Here is a 24232-nt window from a genome sequence, read left to right on the forward strand (position 1 = left end):
TTACGGTTGGCCGATAGCGGCCCCCTCCCTTACTCGTCCGGAATTCTGTTTTGAACCTGTCCACCCTGATTGAACCTATTGCCGACGACATGAAGGCTCTTGATGTCGTCATTCGTGAGCGCTTGAATTCGGATGTGGTGCTGATACGCACAATCGGCGAATACATCGTTAGTGCTGGCGGCAAGCGCATGCGTCCTGCGCTGCTGTTGCTGGTAGCCCGCGCGCTGGCTTATCAGGGGAGCACGCACCATCTGTTGGCAGGTGTGGTGGAGTTCATCCACACCGCCACCTTGCTGCACGACGATGTGGTCGATGAATCCGATATGCGACGCGGTCGCCACACGGCCAATGCGGTCTACGGTAATGCCGCCAGCGTGCTGGTTGGCGACTACTTGTACTCGCGCTCCTTCGAGATGATGGTGCAGTCGAACTCCATGCCGGCCATGGCCGTGCTGTCGGCAGCCACCACGGTGATCGCCGAAGGCGAGGTCTTGCAGCTGCTGAACGTACACGACCCGGACGTTTCCCTGGAACGTTACCTGCAAGTCGTACGCTACAAGACAGCCAAGCTGTTTGAAGCGGCGGCGCAAGTGGGGGCGATTGTGGCCGGTGCTTCGCCTGAAATGGAAGAAGCCATGGCCGCCTATGGCCGCCACCTGGGTACCGCCTTCCAATTGGTCGACGACGTGCTCGATTACACCGGTGATGCCCAGGCCTTGGGCAAGAACGTGGGTGACGATCTGCGCGAAGGCAAACCCACCATGCCACTGATCCGTGTCATGGAAGTTGGCACACCCGAGCAGGTTCAGCTGATCAAGTCGGCCATTGAAACCGGTGATGCGGATTTTGCCGCTGTTGCACAGGCTATCGAGCAAACCGATGCTTTGGCCTATACACGTGAAGCGGCCAAGGCAGAAGCCCAGCTGGCTGTTCAGGCCTTGGCTGATGTTCCCGAGAGCGAATTCAAGCAGGTATTACTGAGCTTGTGCGCGTTTTCCATCGAGCGCGACCGCTAAGTCTCCAGCCTTTCCCAACCCGCCACATGGCGGGTTTTTTTGTAATAAAGCGGGCCGATTCAGGGAAATTGGCGTCATTAGGCGCCTGTTCATGTTATTTTTCTCGGTTTTACTACGCTGTTGGTGGTCATGCCTTTGTCCCACAAGGACGAAGTAGCGACGATAGACATGCCTATTTGAACAAATTGGTTTGAAGCCTCTGTCAGACACAAAGGTGCAGGCCCCTTATTCCAAAGATGTAAGGAACGGATAGATGAACATTCAGCTCGATATAGCGCAAACGGTAGGTTTGGCGGCTGTTTTTCTCGTGCTGGGAGAATATATAAAGAATCGCGTTGCTGTATTGGCCCGCTATTTTATTCCCAGCCCCATTATCGGCGGATTGATTTTTGCCTTGATTGCCTTGGTTGGACATCAGACCGGCTCGTTCAACTTTACGTTTAACGACGATATACGCAATTTCTTGCTGATGGCCTTTTTCACGACCATCGGTTTTTCAGCCAGCTTCGAGTTGCTGAAAAAGGGTGGTCTGGCCGTTGCTTTGTTCCTGGGCTGCGCGGTTGTCCTGATTATTTTGCAGAACGTGATGGGCGTGACCTTGGCGACCCTCATGGACGCCAATCCCTTGCTGGGTCTGGCCGCCGGTTCGATCTCCATGACGGGGGGCCACGGTACTTCTGCTGCCTTTGGTCCAATGCTGGAAAATGCTGGTGCTGTTGGGGCTTTGCCTGCTGCCATTGCCGCTTCGACATGGGGGCTGGTAATGGGTTGTGTCATCGGCGGCCCCTTGGGCAAGCGCCTGATGAAAAAATACAATATCGACGGTCCTGCTCCACACCGTCGTCATCGTCGTCAGCACGAAGGTACAGATGCGCCTCATGCGATGGAGACTACGGTCAAGCAAACCGTTCAGGCTGATGATGGCGGCTTTGAAATGCCGGTATACGCCGTAGTGCTGCTGTCTATAGCGATTGGTGTGGGCAGTGTCATCATTGAATGGCTGGGCGATCGTGGCATTGTCTTGCCTGCTTACCTGGGCTCCATGCTGGTGGCGGCCATCATCCGTAACGTGATCGACTGGCGTCGTTACCGCTTGCCGGAAAAAGAGTTTGAGATCATCGGCAATGTGTCGTTGGCTTTCTTCCTGGTCATGGCGCTGATGGTGATGAAACTGTGGGAGCTGGCTCAAGTGGCAGGTCCGCTCTTGGTGATCCTGATTGCCCAGACTGTCATGATGTTCTTCTTTGCCAGCTACGTGACTTTCAAGGTCATGGGCAAGGACTACGATGCTGTGGTGATGTCGGCTGGCCATTGTGGTTTTGGCATGGGTGCAACGCCTAACGCCATGGCGAATATGCAGGCCTTCACGGAAGATAATGGTCCATCACGCAAAGCCTTCTTTGTGATTCCTCTGGTGGGCTCCTTGTTCATCGACTTCTTCAATGCCGTGATCATTACCGGCTTTGTGAACTTTCTGACGTAAGCGCGCAAGGTTCAGGCCGCGCCGTTCGGCGCGGCAGTGTCTCGTGGCAGGGCCCTTGGGCGTCACGGACAGGGGGTGTGTGGCTTTTGCTCGGGACGGCTTGGGCAAAGGCGATGCCCGAACCTTAGCGTACGCCGTTTTTTGATGGGCAAGATGGCAAGACCACCTCTGTAAACGATCCGTTCAGGCTTTGTTAAGCACATCCCTTAAGGCCTCGGACAGTTCAGGGTGACGCCAACTGAAACCTGCTTGCTGGGCGCGTTGCGGAATCAGTCGTTGTCCGCCCAGCAGCAGAACAGACATCTCTCCCAATGCCAGCCGTAGCACCCAGGCCGGGGCATGAAACAGGGCTGGCTTGCCCAGCTCTTGCGCCAGGATGCGGGTGAACTCCGCATTGCGCACAGGCTGCGGCGCACACGCGTTATAGGGGCCTTCACAGCTTTGACTGTGCAAAAGGTAGTCGATGAGAGCGACCTGGTCTTCAATGTGTATCCATGGCATCCACTGCTGACCATCACCTAGTCTGGCACCCAATCCTAGCTTGAACGAGGGGAGCAGCCGAGCTAGCATCCCGGCGTTTCTGGCCAAGACGGGCGCGGTGCGCAGCAAGACCACGCGCGCCCCCCACTGGCGAGCCTGTTCAGCCTCTTGCTCCCAGGCCACGCAAAGTTGGCTCCCAAAGTCCTTGTTGCCGGGTGCGCTGGCCTCAGTCAGTTGCTGTTCGCCGCCATCCCCGTACCAGCCTACCGCGGAGCCCGAGATCAAGACGGGGGGCACCGACGCTTGTCGCCCCATCCAGTCCACCAGACGGCGTGTCAGATCGACCCGACTTTGCCATAGAAGCTGGCGCCGTGCCTCAGTCCAGCGTTGATTGGCAATGGGAGCTCCGGCCAGGTTGATGACCGCGTCAAACGGCGCGCTGCCATTGAGCTCGTCCAGCACCGCGATACCCGTTGCGCCTGGGCACAATTGGGGGACTTGCTGGGGGTTTCGGCTCCACACCCAGAGTTCGTGGCCGTATTGTTGCCAGTGTTGGCAAAGGGCCTGTCCAATGAGGCCCGTGCCTCCTGTCAGAAGGATGCGCATGGAATTCTCCGTGTGTGAAGGTGAGCAAAGAACTTACCAAGGCAGTCCGTGACCATTGTAGGCCCAGAAACCACCACTGTCCTTTGAGCTGAGTGTGTCTAGCGTGGCCAGCAGGGCTTGCGCCGCATCGGCAGGCGGGCGGCCGATTTGAGCGCCCCGAAAGGGCGCCGACAAGGCTGAGGTAACAGTGCCCGGGTGCAGCGCTCGTGTCTGGGGAGCAACGGTGCAAAATGGGCCAGTACCAGGGCCGGGCCTATCGCGTTGGTGCTAAAGTTGGCCATCAGGTGGGCGGCATTCAGATCGGCCAAGCGCTTTTCAGGACCCCCGGTAGGGCTACTGAGCATGCCGGTGGCAAGCACGATGAGATGCCAGGGTCCTTGTGTGCTCAAGGTTTGGGCCGCTGTGGCAATCGTCTCGGGCTGATCGAAGTCCAGGGCGGGTGTGCTGCGCCGATGCAGGCTAACCAGCTCGCCGCAGCGAGGATCGGCGGCCAGCTGGGCGGTCATGGCGCCGGAGCTGCCCAGGATAAGGGCACGGTAAGCGGTGGGCAGGGATTGCATGTCATGCCTCGGTCAGTGTGGGTGGCTTACAGAGTATCCAGGTTCTTGCGCAGTTGCCCTGCGTGGGTGCGTAGGGCAACTTGTTGCTCGGGGGCCATTTTCTGCCATTGGCGATACATCAATGCCATCCGTCCCGCGCCTCCCAGTTCTTGGGCATTGCAGGCAAGGAAATCCCAGTACAAGGCATTGAAGGGGCAGGCGTGTGGCCCTGTTTTCTCCTTGGGCTTGTAGGCACAACCCTGACAGTAGTCGCTCATGCGTTGTAAATAGGCGGCGCTGCTGATGTAAGGCTTGGTGGCGATCAGGCCACCGTCGGCATACTGACTCATACCCAGTGTATTGGGCAGTTCCACCCATTCAAAAGCGTCAATATAGATGCCCAGATACCAGCGGTGGACAGCAGCCGGGTCGAGTCCGGCCAGCAGAGCAAAGTTGCCAATCACCATCAGGCGCTGGATATGGTGAGCATGAGCGCTGTGCAAGGACTGCTGAATGCACTGTTTCAGGCATCGCATGCGGGTGTTCCCAGTCCAGAACCAGTGCGGCAGTGGCAAATCATGCCCGAATGCATTGAGGCTTTCGTAGCCCGGCATGTGAGCCCAGTAGATGCCGCGTACGTATTCGCGCCAACCCAGGATCTGGCGTGTAAAGCCTTCCACGGCAGCCAAGGGGGCCTGTTCCTCTCGCCAGGCCCGTTCGGCCCGTTCCAGCACCTCAAGCGGGTGGAGCATTTTGACGTTCAGGGCGAACGAGAGCAGCGAGTGAAACAGCCGAGGAGCTCGGCTGGACATGGCATCTTCGTAGTCGCCAAAATGCGGCAGAGCATGGGTGATGAAGGCCTCCAGACAGTGCCGTGCTTCCTGGCGGTTCAGCGGCCAGCGAAAGGCGTTGGCCTGGGGATCGCCAAAGCTGGGCACATCACAACGCTGCAGCTTTTCCCAAAGCACACTGTGGTCGTGGCAGGGCCGCCAGTCGGTGGGTTCAGCCGGAGTGCCGGGCCAGGGTTTGCGATTCTCATGGTCAAAGTTCCACTTGCCACCGACCGGCTGCTCATGGTCGTCCAGCAGCAACCGGTACCGGCGACGCATACGGCGATAGAAATGCTCCATCAGCCATTGGCGTCGACCGCGCATCTGGGTCGCCAGCTCATCGCGGCGGCTCAGAAAGTGTTCACTATCCACCCCTGAGCAACTCAGGGACTGCGTGTCTGCCCACTGTTGCAATTGAGTATCCAGTCGCCATTCGTCGGCTTGTTGCCATTGCACCTGGTGGACACCGTAATGCGCCGCGAGCGCCGTCAGGTTGTCGGTGATGGAGTGACGGTTGCTGGGGTCTTCAAATGTCACATAACGCACACGATGGCCAGCGGCTCGCAACTGCTGCGCAAAGTCACGCATTGCAGCGAAAATGGCCAGAATTTTCTGTGCATGATGCAAGACATAGTCGGTTTCCTGACGCACCTCCATCAGTACATAGACCACCTGACTGTCCACCTGTTGGAACCAGCTGTGCTGTGGGTTGAGCTGGTCGCCCAGTATCAAGCGCAGAGTGTGGGCGCGGTAGTGCGCGGGGTGTGCTGACTCCATGTGCGGCTGCGTTTACATTCCAGTGACACGACGTACCGCCGAAAAGTACCAGCTATCGGGCAGGCATCGCATGAGCTTTACCCAGCGGGTAAAACGACGGGGGAAGTTCATTTCAAACTGTCCCTGTTTCCAGCCATGCAGGATATGACGGGCTGCTTCTTCTGGGGTGATGAGCGCGGGCATCTTGAAGCTGTTCTGGACGGTCAGCGGGGTGTCTACAAAACCGGGGTTGATAATGGAAATGCCCAGTCCCAACGGGTGCAGATCCAAATAGAGGTTCTCCGCCAGATTATTCAGTGCGGCTTTGGTGGGCCCATAGGCCAGGGACATTGGCAGCCCGCGGTAGCCCGCCACGCTACCCACCAGGGCCAGGTGGCCGCGTCCGGCCTCAAGCAGCATCGGGATGACCGCATCGAGCAGATGCAGCGCGCCCACATAATTGACTGCCAGATGTTTCTGCATCTCCAGAAGATTGAACTCGGTCGCCCGTTGGGGCAGGTACCTGCCTGCGCAATACAGCACCAGATCGGGCGCCATATCGACGCAGGCTTGTACTTTCAGCTTGGCCGCAGCCAGCGTTTCAGGTTCGGTGACATCCAGCGGGGCGACGACAAACCTCTCCCGGCCTTGGGCCAGCTCGTGCAGCGCATCGGTGTCTCTGGCCGAGACGATGACCTGCGCGCCTTGCGCATGAAGCGCCTCCGCGGTGGCTCTGCCTATGCCTGATGAGGCACCGACAATCCAGGCGTATTTTCCTTGCCAGTGACTGAGCGGCGGATTGAGTTTTGCGTGTAGCAGTGTCATCACACTTACTCCTTCATGAAGGACAGTGTCACATCCCCCAGATGAACGCCGAATTTGCTCATGGCAGCGCGGTTGAGCATGGTGCGGCCATCCATCAAGTACATCCAGTCATCCATGTTCACGTTCCAGACCTTGCCGTCCACCGGCAGTGCCAGCACGTAATTCCAATGAAAGGCGTTGCCAGCGGTCTGGCCCTGGGCCTGGCCGACCACATCGTCAGCGCGTCCGCTGTAGCGGCCATCACCCAGATGCTTCAAATGCCAGATCCGTTGCTGAGTGGTGCCATCGCTGTAGACAAAGTGCTCGTCTAGCACGCCTTCATCGCCCTTCCAGGTGCCCGTCATGCGCACGGTAAAGCGCTTGACCACTTTGCCGGAACGGTCTGTGAACAGGCCGTGGGCGGTTAAGGGGCCATTGAAATATTGACGCAGGTCCAGTTCAGGGCGTTCCTGGGCATAGTCCTGGACCGTGGGTCCCACGCATCCGGCCAGTGTGCCCATGAGTGTCAGTCCCAGGGCAACGCGCCGCCAGGGCAGGGTTGAGACAAGGCTGTTTGTCAGTTTCATATCAGTCTCCAGGATGAGTGCAGATGCTCGGCGCGCCACAGGCCAGCCCACGCCAATAGTTTGAACAGGCAGGGAAGGCCCCCATAAGCCCAGGCCAACGCCTGCAGGCCAGACGGGTCGCTTGTGCCGCTCTGGTAACCCAGGGCGGAAAGAAGGGGCAGGCACAGACCGGCTGCCAAGGCTAGGTTGAGCTTGGCAGCACAAGTCCACCAGCCCAGATACCGTCCTTCGCCCGAGCCGCCCTGACCGGATTCATGGATGACACCGGTCAGCAGGGCGCCTGGCAAGGCCAGATCCGCGCCCAGAGCCAGCCCGCTTGCCAGGCAGATAACGAGGAAGGCGTCACCGTCGCTGGCATCAAGCCAGGGTGTCAGGGAAAAGGCGACAACGCTTGTCAGCATGCCGGCCCGCCAACTGGGTGCCAGTCCCCAGCGCGAGACAGCCCGTACCCATAAAGGCAGCCCTGCCGCGGCGGCGCCGAAATAGCACAGAAGAAAGAGCGGCTGCATCTCCGGGGCCTGCAGGCGGTCTGCCACGAAAAAGGGCAACAAGGTAGCGGGTATGGCGGCGGCTACGCCGTTGAGCATGAAGACGAATAACAGCCTGCGGAAACTGGCATCAGCCCAGGGTGAGGTGCTTGATGCAGAACTGCTGTGCCCAAGTGCATAATCCATGGGGTGGGCGGTAGCGAGCGGCAGGCGATGTAGCCCGAACAGGCCTATGGCCAAGGCTAGAAAAAGCACGACACTGGTCGCATCAAAGCCTAACCAGGTGGGCAATACGCTGGCCAGCAAGACACCAAGAAGCGTGGCGCCTTCACGCCATGCGGTGACACTCGCACGCCAATTGGGATCACCACCCCAGCGAGTCCCCCAGGCCTGATGCAAGATGCTTACGGCGCTATAGGCCAAGGTGCATACCAGCAGGCTGAGTGCCAGCCAGATCAACATCTCTTGTGGGCCACCCTCGGGAGGATGCCACAGTGCTGCAAAACCCAAGCCCATAATCATGCTGCCCAACAAAGCGGCCAGCCAGGCCTGGCCCAGGCCTCGATGCAAAAGACGATCGGCCAGCCTTCCCAGCGCAGGGTCTAGCACCGCGTCAACGGCTCGGGTAGCCAGCAGCACGGCGCCCAGGCCCGCCAGCGGCACCCCGGCCACCGCCGCGTAGTAATGCGGCAGGTTCACATATAAAGGGAGCGACACGAACGACAGCGGCAGGCCAAGACTTCCATAGGAGAGTCCCGTACGCCAATGCAGCGGCTTTAAGGGGCGGGAGCCTGGGGGGAGCATGGTTGCGCCTTTATCAGCGTTTGCCTAAGAGGGCTGTTCGCAAGCCTGGTGCAGAAGTCTGCTCAGACAGCCAAATTCCGAAAAACAGGCGCGCATACTCTGCGTCCTGAATACGGGCGGTTTCACGTCCATTATGGAAAAAGCGGACATCGCCGGTTCCGTCTGTCACGCCCAGCAGGCGATCTTGTGCCAGGACATCCGGAAAAGCCTTTTTCATCAGGAGCAGCCATTGGCGAGCCTGCTGCTCGGAGAAACTGCCCACACGTCGCATTTCGGCAACTGAGCGCTCGGCAATGGCTTCGCCTTCCAGTTTGCGGTCATAGATCAGCTCCAGGGCGAAGGGCTGGCGTGCATACTCTTTGGGCTCGAAGTCCGGCATTGCCCACAGGCGCGCCTCGTAAACCCGCAGTCCAAAAAAGCGCATGGGACCACTGCCAACAAGATGGGCAGAGGGCAGGGTGGAGCGCAGCTCCTGGGGGACAGCCGCTGCGGCCGCCGAGAGATTAGGGGTCATGGCAATAAGGGTAGGGGCGAGAAGGCTGATGCCCACGATCAGGGCCTGGCGTCGTCGAATATCAGTCATGGTCAGGCCTTCTCAGGGTGAACTGGACTACATCGGTGTTGCCCATATCAAAGGCAGCCTCGCAATAGGCCAGATAAAATCGCCAGATGCGAACAAAGCGCTCGTCAAAGCCCTGGCTGCGGACTGCATCGAGCTTTTGCTCAAAAGCCTGACGCCAGCGTCGGAGTGTTTCGGCGTAATCCTTGCCAAAGCTCATTGCTCTGACCACGGTCAGGCCAGCTCGCTGGGCCTCGCGCTCGAAGGCCGTGACACTGGGCAGCAGCCCTCCGGGAAAAATGAATTGCTGGATAAAGTCGGAGGAGTGCAAATAACGGGCAAAAAGGTCTTCGCGCAGGGTGATGGATTGCACGCAGGCATAGCCGCCCGGTTTGAGGCAATCATGCAAAGTCTTGAAGTAGGTGCGCCAGTATTCATGCCCGACAGCTTCGAACATTTCAATGGAGACAATGGCGTCAAAGGGCTGCGCCGCGTGTTCTTTCGCCAGATCCCGGTAGTCCTGATAACGCAGATCAACCTGTTCCTGCAGGCCGGCTTTGCTTATGCGCTGCATGCCCCAGTCAAGCTGTTCGCGTGACAAGGTGACCCCTGTCACCTGCGCGCCGAACTCCGTGGCCGCTGTCTGGGCAAGCGCTCCCCAGCCACAGCCAATTTCCAGCAGTCGTTGCCCCGGCTGCAGTCCCGTCTCACGCAGCGCCCGTCTGGTTTTTGCGCCTTGAGCCTGCTCCAGATCAGCCTCGTGCAAGGCCGAGCCGTCAAGACCTTCGAACCAGGCAGCGCTGTAGCTCATGCTTGGGTCCAGCCAGAGTCGATAAAAGTCGTTGCCCAGATCGTAGTGAGCATGAATGTTTTTAGCGCTGCCCGCCCGCGTGTTGCGGTGAAGCATATGGCGCAGTCTGAAGCCCAGTCGAGCCCACCAGTGACCGTACACCAGTTGTTCCAGGTGATTGCGGTTGCGGATGCACAGACGCAGCAAGCCGCTTAGGTCATCGGTGTCCCATTGACCTTCTATATAGCCTTCCGCAAAGCCAATGTCGCCCGAGCTCAAGATGCGGTCCAGCGCCTCCCACTGCCCGATTGCGCAGCAGGCGTCGGGTTCCACTGCATTTTGCTTGGGAAAATGCCGCACTTGCCCATCGGGCAACTGAAGCTCCAACTGGCCATGAGGCAAATGCGTCAAGAGCTTCAGGACGCGGTTCGCGTGAGGTGACAAGTCGCTGCTTGCTGTTGCGGACTTGCTCAAGAGAGTGGCGGTGCTTGTATTCATCGTGTGACAGAGCGCTTGGGCGCTGGTGGTTTGCGATGGAAGGGAAGCCGCTTTGCCCACAGGCGTAGTGCTTGCCAATGGATGCGAACAATGACCCCCAGGGTCATCAGCGGCGTGCCAAAAAATGCCCTGCGTACGGTAGCCACATTCAGGGGGTGTAGCGTTCCTTGAACACCTGTGCGTAACAGGGGGCCTGCGTCGTCGTACAGATCGACGCGCGCCAGGTTGGTAGTTTCATTGCGCGAGAATCGAAAGCGATACTCGCCGTGGGTTTCGCAAAACGGGGAGACATGAAATTGCTTGCTGGCAACTTGTTCGCAATCCCAGCCCAGATGCGGCCCTGCCAGGAGATAGGCATGACGCTCACCGAAGGTGTTGTTGACTTCGGCCAGAATCGCCGCCAGCGAACCGTCGGCCCGATGGGCGTACCAGAAGCTCACGGGCTTGAAGACATAACCCAGGACGCGCGGAAAGGTATGCAGCCAGATCTCGCCATCCGCATCCTCAATACCTTCCTGCTCTAACAGAGATTCAAACCAGGCCAGAGCGTCATTACCGCCATTGCCATGATCGCTGTCATGAAAGCTGATCCAGCCGCGTTGGTTGCGGCGCAGGACGGGGACTGGGTGTTCCCGCAGGCTACGCATGGGAAGCAGCAGGAAATAACCAGGGTAATGAAAGGCGTGCTCGACTGGCCGCAGCCGCCGATGCCAGATATGACCAAAGCCAATGAGAGCGGAGGCATTCATACGGTTTCCTCCTGCCTGAGATCAGTGTGGGCCGCCTGCTCTGCACGGTTCAGGGATAGCAGAACCTGGTCAGCGGCGCTCAGACCCGAACGCAAACCGTCCTCGTGAAATCCGTAGCCGCACCAGGCACCGCAGAACCAGGTCCGGCGTTGGCCCTGCAACTTTTCAAGCTGTTGTTGTGCCAGGATGGCGGCATGGTCAAAGACTGGGTGGCTGTACGTAATGCGCGCATGTACCTTGTCCGCGGCTATGGGACGGGCCGGATTGAGCGAGACCACGACGGCTTGCTGCCAGGGCAGTGGCTGAAGGCGGTTGATGAGGTAATGCAGGCAAACTCCGGTTTCCTCTGAAGCCGCCGAGCTGGCGCGTTCATAGTTCCAGGCCGCCCAGGCGGCTTGGCGCTGTGGCAAGACGGCAGTGTCGGTATGCAATACGGCTTCATTGGCTTGATAACGAATGCTGCCCAGCACGGCACGCTCTGTCTGGGTTGCGTCCTGGCCCAGCAGGCGCAATGCCTGATCACTATGGCAGGCCAGCACGACAGCATCGAACTGCTCGGTACCGTGAGGCATTTCTACCATGACGCTTTGGGCTTCACGTTTAAGGCTGAACACAGGGGCGTTCAATCGGATTTCGTGGCGGCCGTCCTCTTGCAGTCGCTCAATGATGCGGCGTACGTAGCGTTGAGAGCCGCCTCGAACGGTGTGCCACTGGGGACGGTTGGTGATCTGGATTAGTCCGTGATTGTGACAAAAGCGAATCAGGGTAGCGACGGGGAAGCGGAGCATTTGATCGGTCGGACAAGACCAGATGCTGCCAATCATGGGCAACAGGTAGTTGTTGCGAAATGTGCTGCCAAAGCCATGCAGATCCAGAAAGGTTTCTATGGGCGTATTGAGTTGTGACTCAAGCTGGCGCTGGGCGATATCCGTCGTCAGACGATTGAAGCGCAAAATTTCCAGCAACATGCCAATAAAGCGTGGGCTTATCAAGTTCCTGCGCTGTGCAAACACGCTGCCTAGAGAGCTACCGCTCCATTCCAGCCCCGGTCTGCCATCAGGGTGGGGAATCTGCACGGAGAAGGACATCTCCGAGGGGGCGGTCTCTACCTCCAGCTCCTTGAATAGCTTTGTGAGCAGGGGATAGGTGCGGTGGTTGAACACCAAAAAACCGGTATCCACCCCGTGACTAATACCATCCAGGCTGAGCTCGACAGTATTGGCATGTCCGCCGAAATAAGAGTTGGCTTCAATCAGACAGACGCGATGCGTGTCTTGGGAGTGAGCAAGACGATAGGCAGCGGCCAAGCCGGATATGCCCGAACCGATTACAGCGATACGACGCATGGCAGCTCCTTGGGGTGTTGCGCAGGAGGTTATGAACCGGAAAGATCAAACAGTGAACTCATTAGTTCAAACTATAAACCTTAAATAATATTTTTGCACTATTTGGTATGCAAGATGATCTCATTCGTCCTAAAATAGAACTCATGAACGCTCGATCCTCAATCAAAGAACAAATCCAGCGCGTACGCGTAGAAGCCATCGTGACCGCTGTTAACCGTCTTTTGGCGACCAAAGGCTACGATGCCATGACGGTCGACCAAGTCGCCGCCGAGGCAGGCATGGCCAAGGCCAGCCTATATAAGCTGTTTACGTCCAAGGAAGAATTGGCCGCTGCGGCGATGGTGGGCGTGCTCGATCGCGCCCTGGCTTTTGTGGATGAGCTGCGCAAACAGGCTCAGGATGCTGCAGAAGCAGGCCAACCCATTACGGCGATTGATCAGCTCAAATCTGTGGTGCGCTGGACGATGGATACCCAGTTGCAAGGGGAAATGCCGTCGCTGCCCGCGCAGAACTCAAGCCTTAGCGCCTCGCTCCAGTCAAATGATGAGTACATGGATCGCCTGATTGCCTTGAGTAATCGTCTGAGCACCTGGATTATCGAGGCGCAGACGGCAGGCAGCCTGCAATCGGGTCTGCCAGTCGAGCTGGTGCTCTACACCTTGTTTGCGCGTGCATGTGACCCTGTGGTGAGCCTTCTCAAAGAGTCGGGGCAGTACACCCACGAGCAGATCATTGAATGGGTGAGCAGCACCACCTTTGATGGTCTGGCAGGCTCGGGCCGTACGTCCTTGGCACAGTAAGACAGTCTCCGGAATCCGTCCGGCACCCCCTGCCGGTGTTGGGTACGGAGTGTGAGGGGGGCTACTTTTCCGATGTGGACATCGTACGTCGCAGCCAGCGCATCAATAAACCCAGCATGGGTAGCTTTTCGTAAAGCTCCTCTGCCGCATCCCAATAATCTCGATGATGGGTCACCCGACCTTGTCCATCAAAGGACAGCGCTGACGCTCCCCGGATGCAGTGTTCAAGATCCGGCTTCCAGCGTTTGATGCAGAAGCGGAACTCCCATTCCAGAAAGGCTCGTTGGTCCTGGACGATCTGCTGCGTAATGACAAAGCGTGGCGAGTGCAACGCTGTAAACATGTGCTCGAAGATGCCGCGGATGGCTGCAACGCCCTCTACCTCATTGAAGGGGTCCTTGAAATGGGCGTCAGGCGCATAGCAGACCTCCAGCTCGGATAGCCGGTCTGGCGTCAGCCCTTGATAAAGATGGACAATGCGGCGCACTGCCGCCGCCATATCTTCGGAACCTGTCGTCAAGTCAGCATTCATTTTTTTGGCCCGAGGGTTCAAGGAGCGATGGGAGACCAGCAGTATAAGGCTCAAGGAAGGGGCAGGAACGTGTGAGCGGAGAATTTTGATGCCTTAAGGACGCTGTTTGCCTTGGCGCAAGGACATGAACCACTGGCTACGTTTCAATGGTGGCTGTCTCTTGGGAGTTCACAATGCAAAGTCGTGTAGCGGGAACCGTGCTGTTAGCGGCCATCTTGGCCGGATGTTCGGCTGGGGAGTCCAGCAATCCGTCCGCTTTGCCCGAACTGGTGGAAGTGGCTGGCCCGGCCCGTGAGCTCATGCAGGCTGGCGAGTACTTGCTCGATGGCCGCCTGGTCGCGTCCGATACGGTGATGTATGCCCCGGCCCCGACCCTGAAAGCGATGAAATATCAAGTCAGCCAGTACGAGTACGATCAGTGCGTTCGTGCAGAACGTTGCAAGGCTGCAGATGCAGTGGGTCGAGGGCAGGCCAAGAATATGCCGGTTGTCGGGGTGAGCTGGCAGGACGGACAGGATTACGCTGCCTGGTTAAGCGAGCGTACAGGCAAGACATTCCGTTTGCCGCAGTATCTGGAATGGAGCTATTTCGCCGATCAGAAAGTACCTGAATCGGCGCAGGGTGGGCTGGATGAGAATGAGCAGGCCGCTTTGTGGCTGCAGGAATATCAGGAAAGCTACAAGCGCAAACAGGAGCAAGAGGTGCCCTTGGCGCCTTTGGGGCAGGGCGTTGCCAATGCTTATGGGGTGTTTGATGCGGGTGGGCAGGTGGCTGAATGGACCAATACCTGCCATGTCCGGGTACACCGCATCAGCGTGCCGCGCGCAGAGTCTCGCCTGGAAAACTGCGGTGTCCGTACCCTGGGGGGCGAGCACATTGCGGTGATGCCCGACTTTATTCGCGACCCAAAAACCGGGGCGTGTTCGGTGGGTGTGCCACCGCGTTACTTGGGTCTGCGTCTGGTCACTGAAGACTAAACCTGCGCTTAGCCGCGTTCCAGAACCGCTTGTGCAAACTTGTCCAGGTCCGCAATCGTAATTTGCTTGCGGCCTGCCAGAATCAAACCTTGATGATCCCAGCTGCTGACGACGCGGCTGGCCGTGTACAAGGTGGTTCCGGCCAGGTCAGCCAGATCTTGCCGGGTTACCGGAATACTCAAGGACGTCCCTTGTGCACCGCTTTGGCCCACCTGACGAATCAAGCGCAGCAGGCTGTGAGCCAGTCGCTGCTCCACTTCCAGACTATGAATTTCCAGCAGGCGATCATCGGCATCGCTTAGTCGTTGCGCGACCGTGTCTTGTGCAGAGCTGAGCAGGCAAGGAAAGCGTTGCGTCAGGCTGTCCCAGGACTTTTCAGGCCAGGCCAATGCGGCGCTGGTGGTTACGCTAATGGCGGTTGCCGGATAGTTGCGACGGCGCAGGGCAGGGGCAATGCCAATTACGTCGCCGGGCAAGGCAAAACGTACCAGGAGTTGTGAGCCATTGGGCATGGTGCGTACGACTTTGATCAGGCCTTGCAGCAGAACAAAAAAGTGGTCGCTGCTTTGTTCCTGACGAAAGACCTGGCTGTCCTTGTCGTAGTGGATCAGGCGCCCCTCCTGCCACAGTTCGTTAATGCTGGCTGCGTCCAGCTGGGAGAAAACGGGCAGGCTGGCTAACAAGGAGGGGTAGGATATGTCAGTCATCACTTAAGCTTTCTGAGCGGGTTTTAAGCCCTAGTTTGCTGGCCAGCTTGTGCAGATTGCTGGGGTCTATGCCTAGCTGCCGGGCAGCCTGGCTCCAGTTACCGTCGGTCTCATCCAGAGCTTGCCGGATCAGCTGGCTTTGCAGTTGCTCAACGGACTGACGCAAGGATTGGCGAGGTGCACCAATAGCCGTACTGGTCGTTGCGACAGGCTGGTGGGTAGAAGGTAACAAATTGAGATTATCGGCGCTAAGCGTAAATATTTGGTTACGATCTGGCGCATCGACCAGCAGGCGGATGGTTGCCCGACTGATCAAATGTTCTAGTTCGCGAACATTACCCGGCCAATGATAAGCCAGTAAAGCGGTTTCTGCGTCGGGGGATAAGCGAATTCCGCGCAATCCCAAACGAGAACGGTTGGTTTCCAGAAAGTGGCCTGCCAGCAGCAGAATGTCCTGATGGCGCTCGCGCAAGGCGGGGATCGTGAGGGGGAAAACCGACAGACGGTGAAACAAGTCCGCCCGGAATCCACCTTGGGCGATCTGCTGGCTCAGATCACGATTGGTGGCAGCAACCAGACGTACATTCAATTTGATGGGGTGGTCCGCCCCCAGGCGCTGAATCTCGCCGTTCTGCAAAGTACGCAGCAGTTTGGCCTGTATCGTTAAAGACAACTCGCCGATTTCATCCAGAAACAGGGTGCCGCCTTGGGCGGCTTCAAAGCGCCCGGCCCGATTTTCATGGGCACCCGAGAATGCGCCCTTTACGTGCCCGAATAACTCGCTTTCTGCCAGAGACTCGGGCAGGGCAGCGCAGTTCACGTAGATCAAGGGTTTGTTGTGGCGTGGTGAGCGTTGGTGCAGGCGTTGTGCAAATAACTCCTTTCCCACGCCGGTTTCACCCAGCAAGAGCACAGGCAGCTCGGAGGTGGCCACCGTGTCCAGCAATTGAATGACCTCCAGCAGGGATTTGCTGTTGCCAATGATGGCGGCCGAGTTATTGCGCGACAGGTAATCGGGCGGCAAGGTGGAGAGCAGGCGCAAGCTGCGGTTTTCTTCTTCCAGCTCGCTGATGCGAATTGCGCTTTCCAACACCAGACACCAGTGCTTGAGTTCCACCAGCTTGGAGGCTGAAAACGTCCCTGGTCGCAAGGCATCCAGCGTCAGAATGCCCCAGGGCGTGCCCTGGACTTGCACGGTAATTCCCACGCAATCATGCACCGGTAGGGGCTGGCCCAGCTTGTCATCAAGCAGGCCGTCATAAGGGTCCGGCAGGGCACAGTTGGGTTCAAAGCGGGTCAGGCTGGGGGAGTGCAAAATCCGCGCCAGTCGGGGGTGATCTGCAATGACAAAGTGTCGCCCCAAGGTGTCATGGCCCAGGCCACTGGCCGCCACAATACGCAGCACCGTGTCGTCCAGCTTCAGCAAACCCGCCGCATCACAGCCAAAGTGCCGTGCCAGCAAATGCACCATGCGTTGCAGGCGTAAAGGCCCCGGAATCTCGGTGGCAAGGTCGGCAATCAAGAGATCTAGCATGGGTGAAAAATACCCTTATGGTGAAAAATACCCAGTTTTGTCGAGGTAGTTTATACCCAGGCTGATTGCAATCCTTTGATCTATGTCGTCCAGAACTTGGCACGGTCTTTGCTTTAGATGTTTTGTCATACATTTTTAAGGACTATGACATGACCCCCGACTTAGCAGAACATCGCTACAAGGCGTGTGCTTCGGTCCGTCCCCCGTTCCGGGGCCGTACCCAAACAGGTTTTGACCAGGTAACTGGGTCCTGCCAGGACTTGTTTGGATTGGGTCGTTTGATTCATCAGCGAGACGGAGAAGAAAATGCGTAGCTATAAAAAACTATGGTGGTCCCTGGTGGCAGTCACCATGGTGACCTTTGCCATCCTGGGATGGACAGGTGTGGAGGTGTATCGCCAGGCACCCCCCATGCCCGTCAAGGTAGTCACACCGGATGGCCGTGAGTTTACCTCACAGGAACAGATACATCGTGGCCAGTCCGCCTGGCAAAGTACCGGCGGCATGCAGCTGGGCTCGATCTGGGGGCATGGGGCCTACCAGGCCCCGGACTGGAGCGCCGACTGGTTGCACCGCGAGGCTCTGGCCTGGCTGGATCTGGCTGCCCAGCAAACCTACTCGCTGAACTACGATCAGCTGACATCCAGTCAGCAGGCCACTTTGCGGCAGGAACTGCAGGACGAATACCGTCCCAACCGCATTGATGAAGCGACGGGCGTATTGCAGATCAGCGAACGTCGCGCCAAGGCCATCGATACCACCGCCCAGTATTACATCGACCTGTTTGGCGACGCGCCTGAGCTGAAGTCCAGCCGCGAAAGCTTCGCCATGAAGGACAACACCTTGCCAGAGCTGCAGCGTCGTCAGGACATGACCCGCTTTTTCTTCTGGCTGTCTTGGGCCACGGTAACCGAGCGTCCTGGCACCACCGTCAGCTATACCAACAACTGGCCACATGAGCCTTTGGTGGATAACCATCCTTCCACGGCCAATATTGTCTGGTCCATTGTCAGTATCGTGCTCTTGCTGGCCGGTATTGGTTTGCTGGTCTGGATCTGGGCCTTTACGCACAAAGAAGAGGAAGCCCCTGTTGCACCGGCCACTGATCCGGTTCTGGCTTTCCGCCTGACCCCTTCGCAGCGTGCCCTGAAAAAATATGCCTTCCTGACGGTTGCCCTGTTTGTCATCCAGGTCTTCCTGGGCGGCTTTACGGCGCACTACACGGTCGAAGGCCAGATGTTCTATGGCATAGACGTGTCGCAGTGGTTCCCTTACTCCTTGACCCGTACCTGGCATATTCAGGCAGCCCTTTTGTGGATTGCCAGTGGCTTCCTGACCGCTGGTCTGTTCCTGGTGCCATTGATTAACGGGGGCGAGGATCCGAAGTTCCAGCGTCTGGGTGTGGACGTTCTGTTCGGCGCTCTGGTTGTGCTCTTTATTGGTTCTTTTGCCGGCAACTTCCTGGCCATCAAAAACATCCTGCCCCCCGAGCTGAACTTCTGGTTCGGTCACCAGGGTTATGAGTATCTGGATCTGGGCCGTTTCTGGCAGATCATCAAGTTCATTGGCCTGGCTTTCTGGCTCCTGCTGATGTTGCGTGGCATGTGGCCTGCCTTGCGTCGTGACAAGGGCGACAACCATTTATTGGTTCTGTTGACCATCTCTACCGTGGCCATTGGTCTGTTCTACGGTACCGGCTTGTTCTATGGCGAGCACACCAATATCACCATCATGGAGTACTGGCGCTGGTGGGTGGTTCACCTGTGGGTTGAGGGCTTCTTCGAGGTCTTTGCAACGGTTGCCATGGGCTTTATCTTCCTGACCTTGGGTCTGGTTTCCAAGCGTAGTGCCACGATTGCGGGTTTGGCAGCGGCCTCGCTGTTCCTGGTCGGTGGTGTGCCTGGTACTTTGCACCACCTGTACTTCTCGGGTACGACCACGCCGATCATGGCCATTGGTGCTTCCTTCAGCGCGTTGGAAGTAGTGCCTTTGATCATGCTGGGCTACGAAGCTTTCCATAACTGGAAGATGCAGAAACAAGCCAGCTGGATGAGTGATTTGCGTTGGCCTGTCATGTTCTTTGTGGCCGTGGCCTTCTGGAACATGCTGGGTGCTGGTGTGTTTGGCTTCCTGATCAACCCACCTATCTCGCTCTACTACATCCAGGGTTTGAACACCACGCCATTGCATGCTCACGCAGCCTTGTTCGGTGTGTATGGCTTCCTGTCTCTGGGCTTTGTCTTGCTGGTGGTGCGTTATATCTCGCCCGAGGTTCGTTACAACGATCGCCTGATGAGCTGGGGCTTCTGGACGCTGAACCTGGGTCTGGTGCTGATGATGTTCGTCAGCTTGCTGCCGGCCGGGATTATTCAGGCTTGGGCCAGCATCTCGGAAGGCATGTGGTATGCCCGCAGCGAAGAGTTCATGCAGCAGCCTATCCTGCAATCCCTGCGCTGGTGGCGTACCTTGGGTGACGTTGTGTTCATTGCCGGTGCCTTGATTGTGTTCCAGCAGGTTTGGGTACGTATTTCCGCACGGCGTCGGACAATCTCGGCCAATTCTGCGGGTGCTATCAAAACATCCTGATCTTGTTCCCTCACGCTTTCTTATCTTAAGAGAGAGTCTCTGCAAGAAAACCGCCTTCGGGCGGTTTTTTTCATATTGAACGCAGATTGGTCAAGCAGGGAGCGCACCGCTTGACCAGGTCAGAATAGTGACCTTATGCAAGGTTGTATTTGTAGTCACCTAGGGTTAACGCTGTATTGTGATGATCAATAATGGTTATATATCATAATAATTATCTAATTGAATCAATTGATCAAACACTCAGTTTTAAAAGAGCAAGGAAGGCTGATGAATATTGAACGCACAGAAGAGCAAACCGTGTTGTGTACGGTAGAGGGCCGTATCGCTTGGGTGAAATTTAATCGTCCCGAGAAACGCAACGCCATGAGTCCGCAACTTAATCGTCAGATGATGCGTGTGCTCGATGAACTGGAGTTCCGTGAGGACGTTGGTGTGGTGGTGCTCAGTGGCGAGGGCTCGGCTTGGACTGCTGGTATGGATTTGAAAGAATATTTCAGGGAAACAGAAGCCACTGGCCTGAAAGGGACGCGTAAGGCGCAACGCGAAAGCTACGGTTGGTGGCGCCGACTGCGTTGGTTTCAGAAACCGACGATTGCGATGGTTAATGGCTGGTGCTTTGGTGGAGGCTATGGTCCCTTGTTTGCCTGCGACTTGGCGTTTGCCGCGGATGAGGCCACGTTCGGCTTGTCTGAAATCAATTGGGGTATTTTGCCCGGTGGAGGGGCCTCAAAAGTTGCTGTGGAGTTGTTGTCATTCCGTAATGCGATGTATCACGCCATGATGGGTGAGAGTATTGACGGTCGGACGGCAGCCCAGTGGGGGCTGGTCAATGAGTCCTTGCCCTTGGAGAGCTTGCAAGAGCGCGTGACACAGGTCGCCCGAGTCTTGCTGCAAAAAAACCCGATTGCATTGAAGGCCACCAAGGATGCCATCCGTCGTGTGCAGGAGATGACCTACGACAATGCGGAAGATTATCTGGTGCGTGTTCAGGAGGCGGCCAACAGTTTTGATAACGAAGGTCGCAAAGAAGGTATGCGGCAGTTTTTGGACGACAAAACATACAAACCTGGCTTGGGAACCTACGACCTTTCCAAACAAGAAGCCCGATAAGGGGCACAGCAGGGGGACAGCCTCTTTGGTCTGAAAGAGAGCTGCCACCACTCAATGGGAGACAGCAGTGATAAGGACACAGAGGGTGGCCGCTCAGCGGCCGGATATCGGGCGGCTATTAAGGCCGGGCTCCATAGCTATTGTGGGCGCATCGGCCACACCCGGAGCACTGGGTGCATCGGTACTGGGTAATCTGGAGCGAAACGGTTTTGCCGGCGAGATTTACTTGATCAATCCCAGGCGAGTCCAGATAGCAGGCCGTCCTTGCTTGACATCCGTTGAGCAGTTGCCTGACGGCGTGGATGTGGCTGTATTGGCGATTCCACAAATGGCCGTTCTGGATACCGTTCGTTCACTGGCCAAGCGGCGTGTCGGTGCGGCGATCATCTTTACGGCAGGTTTTGCCGAGGCCGGTATACAGGGGCAAGCCGAGCAAAATGAGATTGCCCGAATCGCGGCTGAGGCTGGCATGGTGATCGAAGGGCCCAACTGTTTGGGGAGTATCAATTATCAGCAAGGTGTGCCATTGACGTTTGTGCAAGTTGACATTCGGCACAAGACGCAGGAACAACAGCCGTGCATTGGGGTGGTGTCGCAAAGCGGTGCGATGATGACGGTGTTGTGCACCACCTTGTCCAGTCGCAACTTGCCCTTGTCCTACGCGGTTTCGACGGGCAATGAGGCGGCCAGTGCTGCGGAGGACTATGTGGAGTTCCTGCTGGAGCAAAGCCATACCCGCGTTATTGCGATGATTGTGGAGCAGTTTCGTCATCCAGAGCGCATGCTGGCAGCGGTTACTCAGGCACGTAGTCAGGGCAAGACGCTTGTACTGCTTCATCCGGGCAAAAGTAGTGCGGCTCGCGCGTCCGCGGCCACACATACCGGTGTTCTGGCAGGCGACTATTCATTGATGCGCACCAAGATGGAGCGTGCGGGTGCTGTTTTTGCTGAAACGCTGGAAGAGCTGGGTGATATCGCCGAGATTGCCATTCGTTGTCCTGCCTTGCCGGCTGCGGGCGTAGCGGTTCTGGGTGAGTCGGGGGCCTTCAAGGCCTTGACCCTGGATTGGGCCGAGGCTCTGCAACTGGACCTGCCGGAGATCAGTGATCAGGACTCACCGCAGCTAAGGTCGGTGTTGCCCGGCTTTGTGGGTGTGAGCAATCCCTTGGACTTGACGGCGCAAGGTTTGGTTGATCCGGACCTTTACTACCGTACTTTGACGGCTTTGCTGAGGGACGAACGCTTCTCCACTCTTGTTGTTGGCCTGATTCAGGGCGATACGGTGACCTGCGGCATCAAAATGCCACCGGTGCTGCGAGCCATACACGACTTGCGTCCCCGAAAAGCCGTGGTGCTTGCCGGATTGGACGAGGGGGCGGCTGTTCCTCCCGAGTTCATTGAGCAAATGCGTAGCCTGGGCGTTCCATATTTCCCCAGTACCGAGCGGGCCTTGCGTGCCGTACAACGTTTGACAGCGTTTCAAGCACGTAGCTTTGACAGTAGTCACAGCGAACCCAAAGCTTTAGTGTTGCCGACAGATCGTACCGTCATTCCTGAATATCAGGCCAAGCAGATCCTGGCCCAAGCGGGCATACCATTTGCCCGTGGAGAACTGGCTACGTGCCTGGAACAGGCGGTAGAGGCTGCCCAGACGCTTGGTTGGCCTGTTGCGCTCAAGGCCCAGTCTGCGCAGTTAAGCCATAAGAGCGATGCAGGCGGTGTCATTCTCAACGTTGGCGACAGGCCATCTTTAGAGCAGGCCTGGAACCGTCTGCATGAGAATGTGGCTAACTACGACGTGAGTATTGTTCTTGATGGTGTGCTGGTAGAGGTCATGGGACGGCGCGGCCTGGAGATGATTGTAGGGGCGCGTCAGGATCCGCAGTGGGGACCCGTGATTTTAGTAGGCATGGGGGGGGTTACGGCAGAGATCATGCGCGATGTTCGCTTGTTGGATGCTGATCTCTCCATGACAGAGGTATTGCATGAGCTCGATCAGTTGCAGGCAGCGGCCTTGTTGCATGGCTATCGAGGCTCCCCCAGACTTGATCGCGAAGCGTTGGCCGAGTTGATCATCCGTCTTGGGCAGGTGTTGCGTGGGACGCCTGCTATTAGCGAGATAGACCTCAATCCGGTCATTGTGCTGCCTGAAGGTCAGGGTGTAGTTGCATTAGATGCCTTGATGCTGCTTCAGGGCCAAAGCGGCTGAGGCCCACCAGGGCTGGCTGTTCATGCCAGTCCATTTAATTTCCTTCCCCATCCTTCACAGGAGTTTGCCTTGAGCCTGCCTTACTTGCCGGGCCGTGTACGCATGCCCGCTTCCAACCAGCTTTCAACCTTGGGCTATGCGTATTACGTCACGATTGTCTTGTTGCTGGCCTACACGCTGTCTTTTGTGGATCGCCAGATTTTGGGCCTGTTAGTGCAGCCCATCAAGAAGGATTTGCATCTGTCAGATTGGGTGTTCAGTATTGTTCACGGCTTTGCATTTGCCATTTTCTATACGTTTGTTGGAATTTTTCTGGGCCGCTTGGCGGATAGTTGGAATCGTCGGAACCTGATTGTGATCGGAATGGTGGTGTGGGTGTTGGCCACTGCCGCAGGAGGCTATGTGACTGGCTTTGCATCGCTTTTTGTCGCCCGTATGTTTGTGGGCATTGGCGAGGCCGCCCTGTCTCCGGCCGCCTATTCTATGTTGGCCGATTACTTCGCGCCCGAGCGTCGGGCCCGCGCCATGAGTATCTATACATCAGGGGTTTATATAGGATCGGCGACTGCATTTATTGTGGGTGGGCTGGTTATTGAAGCGACCAGCCAATCAGGCACGCTGATGTTTCCGCTGCTGGGCAGCTTCAAACCCTGGCAGGCGGCCTTCATCTTTGTGGCTTTGCCCGGTATTCCTCTTATTCTGCTAATGCTGACCGTGCGCGAGCCGGTGCGGCGGGGCATGAAAGGGACTGACTCGACTCCACATGCCGGTTCGGCTCCCGCTCCTGATTGGCGCTATGTGCTGCGCCATAAACGGGCTTACTTTCCACTGCTGCTGGCTCCCGGCTTGACTGCCATGATCACGTTCGGCGTCACGGCCTGGCTGCCCGCCACCTTTATCCGCCAGTGGGGGTGGACTCCTGGTGAAATTGGCCCAGCCTATGGGGTCATTATTCTGAGCTTTGGCATTGGTGGCATGCTGGTCAGTGGCTTTCTGGCTGACCATCTGACAGCACGGGGCAAGCTGGTAGGCTCGATCCTGATTTCCTTGGCCGCCACCAGCGTTTTGATCGTGACTGGAGTGGCGCTGGCCTTCGCCCCTTCTGCCGAGCTTGCTTTGGTGGCTGTGGCAGCAACGACCTTCTTTCTGGGGATGCCCGTTGCCTTGGCCCCCCCTATCTTGCAGGCCATTACCCCCAATCAATTGCGGGGACAAGTCACGTCGATTTACCTGCTTCTGATTAATTTGATTGGCTTGGGTATGGGGCCCTTTCTGGTCGCTTTTTTCACGGATTTTATTTTCCATGACGAACAGAAAGTAGGGCTGTCATTGGGTTTGGTCTCTGCCTTGGCAGCCTTGTTGTCAGCAGTGTGCCTGGCCCGGGCGATTGGCCCGTATCGTCAACTGGTCGCCATTTTGGCGCAGCAAGAGAGGACTTAAGT

21 protein-coding genes are annotated in these 24232 nt (G+C 57.3%); 8 read left to right on the plus strand and 13 right to left on the minus strand.

The annotated features are described in order from the left end of the window. Positions 1 to 50: 50 nt before the first annotated feature. The gene (ispB, locus tag MID00_RS10705; protein WP_009458758.1) at positions 51 to 1016 is read left to right on the plus strand and encodes an octaprenyl diphosphate synthase; all 966 of its coding nucleotides are present in this window, start codon (positions 51 to 53) and stop codon (positions 1014 to 1016) included. Positions 1017 to 1269: 253 nt separating this feature from the next. After that, positions 1270 to 2499 carry a sodium/glutamate symporter gene (gene gltS / locus MID00_RS10710; protein WP_009458760.1) on the plus strand — a complete coding sequence of 410 codons (1230 nt, stop codon included), beginning with the start codon at positions 1270 to 1272 and terminating at the stop codon, positions 2497 to 2499. A gap of 183 nt (positions 2500 to 2682) precedes the next feature. Here the strand turns inward: gltS and MID00_RS10715 are convergent, their stop codons facing one another. The 10 genes from MID00_RS10715 to MID00_RS10760 all read right to left on the minus strand — a co-directional run bounded on the left by MID00_RS10715 (position 2683) and on the right by MID00_RS10760 (position 12335). Next, positions 2683 to 3585 carry a TIGR01777 family oxidoreductase gene (locus MID00_RS10715; RefSeq protein WP_022983620.1) on the minus strand — a complete coding sequence of 301 codons (903 nt, stop codon included), beginning with the start codon at positions 3583 to 3585 and terminating at the stop codon, positions 2683 to 2685. 98 nt (positions 3586 to 3683) lie between these two features. Beyond that, positions 3684 to 4145, minus strand: a complete 462-nt coding sequence (locus tag MID00_RS10720; protein WP_009458762.1) for a short-chain dehydrogenase/reductase SDR — start codon at positions 4143 to 4145, stop codon at positions 3684 to 3686. A 26-nt stretch (positions 4146 to 4171) separates the two neighbouring features. Continuing rightward, complete coding sequence (locus MID00_RS10725; RefSeq protein ID WP_254498814.1) at positions 4172 to 5731, minus strand: cryptochrome/photolyase family protein; 1560 nt, start codon at positions 5729 to 5731, stop codon at positions 4172 to 4174. A gap of 12 nt (positions 5732 to 5743) precedes the next feature. After that, positions 5744 to 6535 carry an SDR family oxidoreductase gene (locus tag MID00_RS10730; protein ID WP_254498815.1) on the minus strand — a complete coding sequence of 264 codons (792 nt, stop codon included), beginning with the start codon at positions 6533 to 6535 and terminating at the stop codon, positions 5744 to 5746. 5 nt (positions 6536 to 6540) lie between these two features. After that, positions 6541 to 7101: a DUF3833 domain-containing protein gene (locus MID00_RS10735; protein WP_003801994.1), complete on the minus strand. Its 561-nt coding sequence runs from the start codon at positions 7099 to 7101 to the stop codon at positions 6541 to 6543. Then, positions 7098 to 8393, minus strand: a complete 1296-nt coding sequence (locus tag MID00_RS10740) for an MFS transporter (protein WP_254498816.1) — start codon at positions 8391 to 8393, stop codon at positions 7098 to 7100. The genes MID00_RS10735 and MID00_RS10740 overlap by 4 nt, the downstream gene beginning before the upstream one ends. Before the next feature lie 13 nt (positions 8394 to 8406). Then, a complete protein-coding gene (locus tag MID00_RS10745) occupies positions 8407 to 8976 on the minus strand; it encodes a chalcone isomerase family protein (protein WP_022983618.1) in 570 nt (189 codons plus the stop codon). Beyond that, entirely contained in the window at positions 8969 to 10240 is a 1272-nt protein-coding gene (locus tag MID00_RS10750) for a cyclopropane-fatty-acyl-phospholipid synthase family protein (protein WP_022983617.1), read from the minus strand. Before MID00_RS10750 ends, MID00_RS10745 begins: the two co-directional genes overlap by 8 nt. Then, positions 10237 to 10989: a DUF1365 domain-containing protein gene (locus MID00_RS10755; protein ID WP_254498817.1), complete on the minus strand. Its 753-nt coding sequence runs from the start codon at positions 10987 to 10989 to the stop codon at positions 10237 to 10239. Before MID00_RS10755 ends, MID00_RS10750 begins: the two co-directional genes overlap by 4 nt. Next, on the minus strand, positions 10986 to 12335 hold the full coding sequence (locus tag MID00_RS10760; protein WP_254498818.1) for an NAD(P)/FAD-dependent oxidoreductase: 1350 nt from the start codon (positions 12333 to 12335) through the stop codon (positions 10986 to 10988). Before MID00_RS10760 ends, MID00_RS10755 begins: the two co-directional genes overlap by 4 nt. 143 nt (positions 12336 to 12478) lie before the next feature. Between MID00_RS10760 and MID00_RS10765 the strand changes: the two genes are divergently transcribed. Continuing rightward, positions 12479 to 13135 (plus strand): TetR/AcrR family transcriptional regulator, encoded by a 657-nt coding sequence (locus MID00_RS10765; RefSeq protein WP_009458777.1) that lies wholly within the window; start codon positions 12479 to 12481, stop codon positions 13133 to 13135. Between the two features lie 61 nt (positions 13136 to 13196). Here the strand turns inward: MID00_RS10765 and MID00_RS10770 are convergent, their stop codons facing one another. Then, positions 13197 to 13667, minus strand: coding sequence for a nuclear transport factor 2 family protein (locus tag MID00_RS10770; RefSeq protein ID WP_009458783.1), 471 nt, complete (start codon positions 13665 to 13667; stop codon positions 13197 to 13199). 173 nt (positions 13668 to 13840) lie between these two features. On the opposite strand from MID00_RS10770, the gene MID00_RS10775 reads away from it, so the two are divergent. After that, entirely contained in the window at positions 13841 to 14644 is an 804-nt protein-coding gene (locus MID00_RS10775; protein WP_161808945.1) for an SUMF1/EgtB/PvdO family nonheme iron enzyme, read from the plus strand. An 8-nt stretch (positions 14645 to 14652) separates the two neighbouring features. Here MID00_RS10775 and MID00_RS10780 read toward each other — a convergent pair whose 3' ends face one another. After that, on the minus strand, positions 14653 to 15351 hold the full coding sequence (locus MID00_RS10780; RefSeq protein ID WP_009458784.1) for a Crp/Fnr family transcriptional regulator: 699 nt from the start codon (positions 15349 to 15351) through the stop codon (positions 14653 to 14655). Then, the gene (gene norR / locus MID00_RS10785) at positions 15344 to 16885 is read right to left on the minus strand and encodes a nitric oxide reductase transcriptional regulator NorR (RefSeq protein ID WP_022983615.1); all 1542 of its coding nucleotides are present in this window, start codon (positions 16883 to 16885) and stop codon (positions 15344 to 15346) included. Before norR ends, MID00_RS10780 begins: the two co-directional genes overlap by 8 nt. A 306-nt stretch (positions 16886 to 17191) precedes the next feature. Between norR and MID00_RS10790 the strand changes: the two genes are divergently transcribed. From MID00_RS10790 to MID00_RS10805, 4 genes are all read left to right on the plus strand, one after another. Beyond that, the gene (locus tag MID00_RS10790; protein WP_009458786.1) at positions 17192 to 19471 is read left to right on the plus strand and encodes a nitric-oxide reductase large subunit; all 2280 of its coding nucleotides are present in this window, start codon (positions 17192 to 17194) and stop codon (positions 19469 to 19471) included. Positions 19472 to 19738: 267 nt separating this feature from the next. Beyond that, positions 19739 to 20581 carry a p-hydroxycinnamoyl CoA hydratase/lyase gene (locus MID00_RS10795; RefSeq protein WP_250756143.1) on the plus strand — a complete coding sequence of 281 codons (843 nt, stop codon included), beginning with the start codon at positions 19739 to 19741 and terminating at the stop codon, positions 20579 to 20581. Positions 20582 to 20666: 85 nt separating this feature from the next. Then, complete coding sequence (locus MID00_RS10800; RefSeq protein WP_254498819.1) at positions 20667 to 22790, plus strand: acetate--CoA ligase family protein; 2124 nt, start codon at positions 20667 to 20669, stop codon at positions 22788 to 22790. Positions 22791 to 22859: 69 nt separating this feature from the next. Next, the gene (locus MID00_RS10805; protein WP_009458788.1) at positions 22860 to 24230 is read left to right on the plus strand and encodes an MFS transporter; all 1371 of its coding nucleotides are present in this window, start codon (positions 22860 to 22862) and stop codon (positions 24228 to 24230) included. Positions 24231 to 24232: the final 2 nt, after the last annotated feature.

Origin of the sequence: Alcaligenes sp. NLF5-7, from assembly GCF_024266725.1 — a bacterium.
GTDB classification, from domain to species: Bacteria; Pseudomonadota; Gammaproteobacteria; order Burkholderiales; family Burkholderiaceae_B; genus Alcaligenes; species Alcaligenes phenolicus.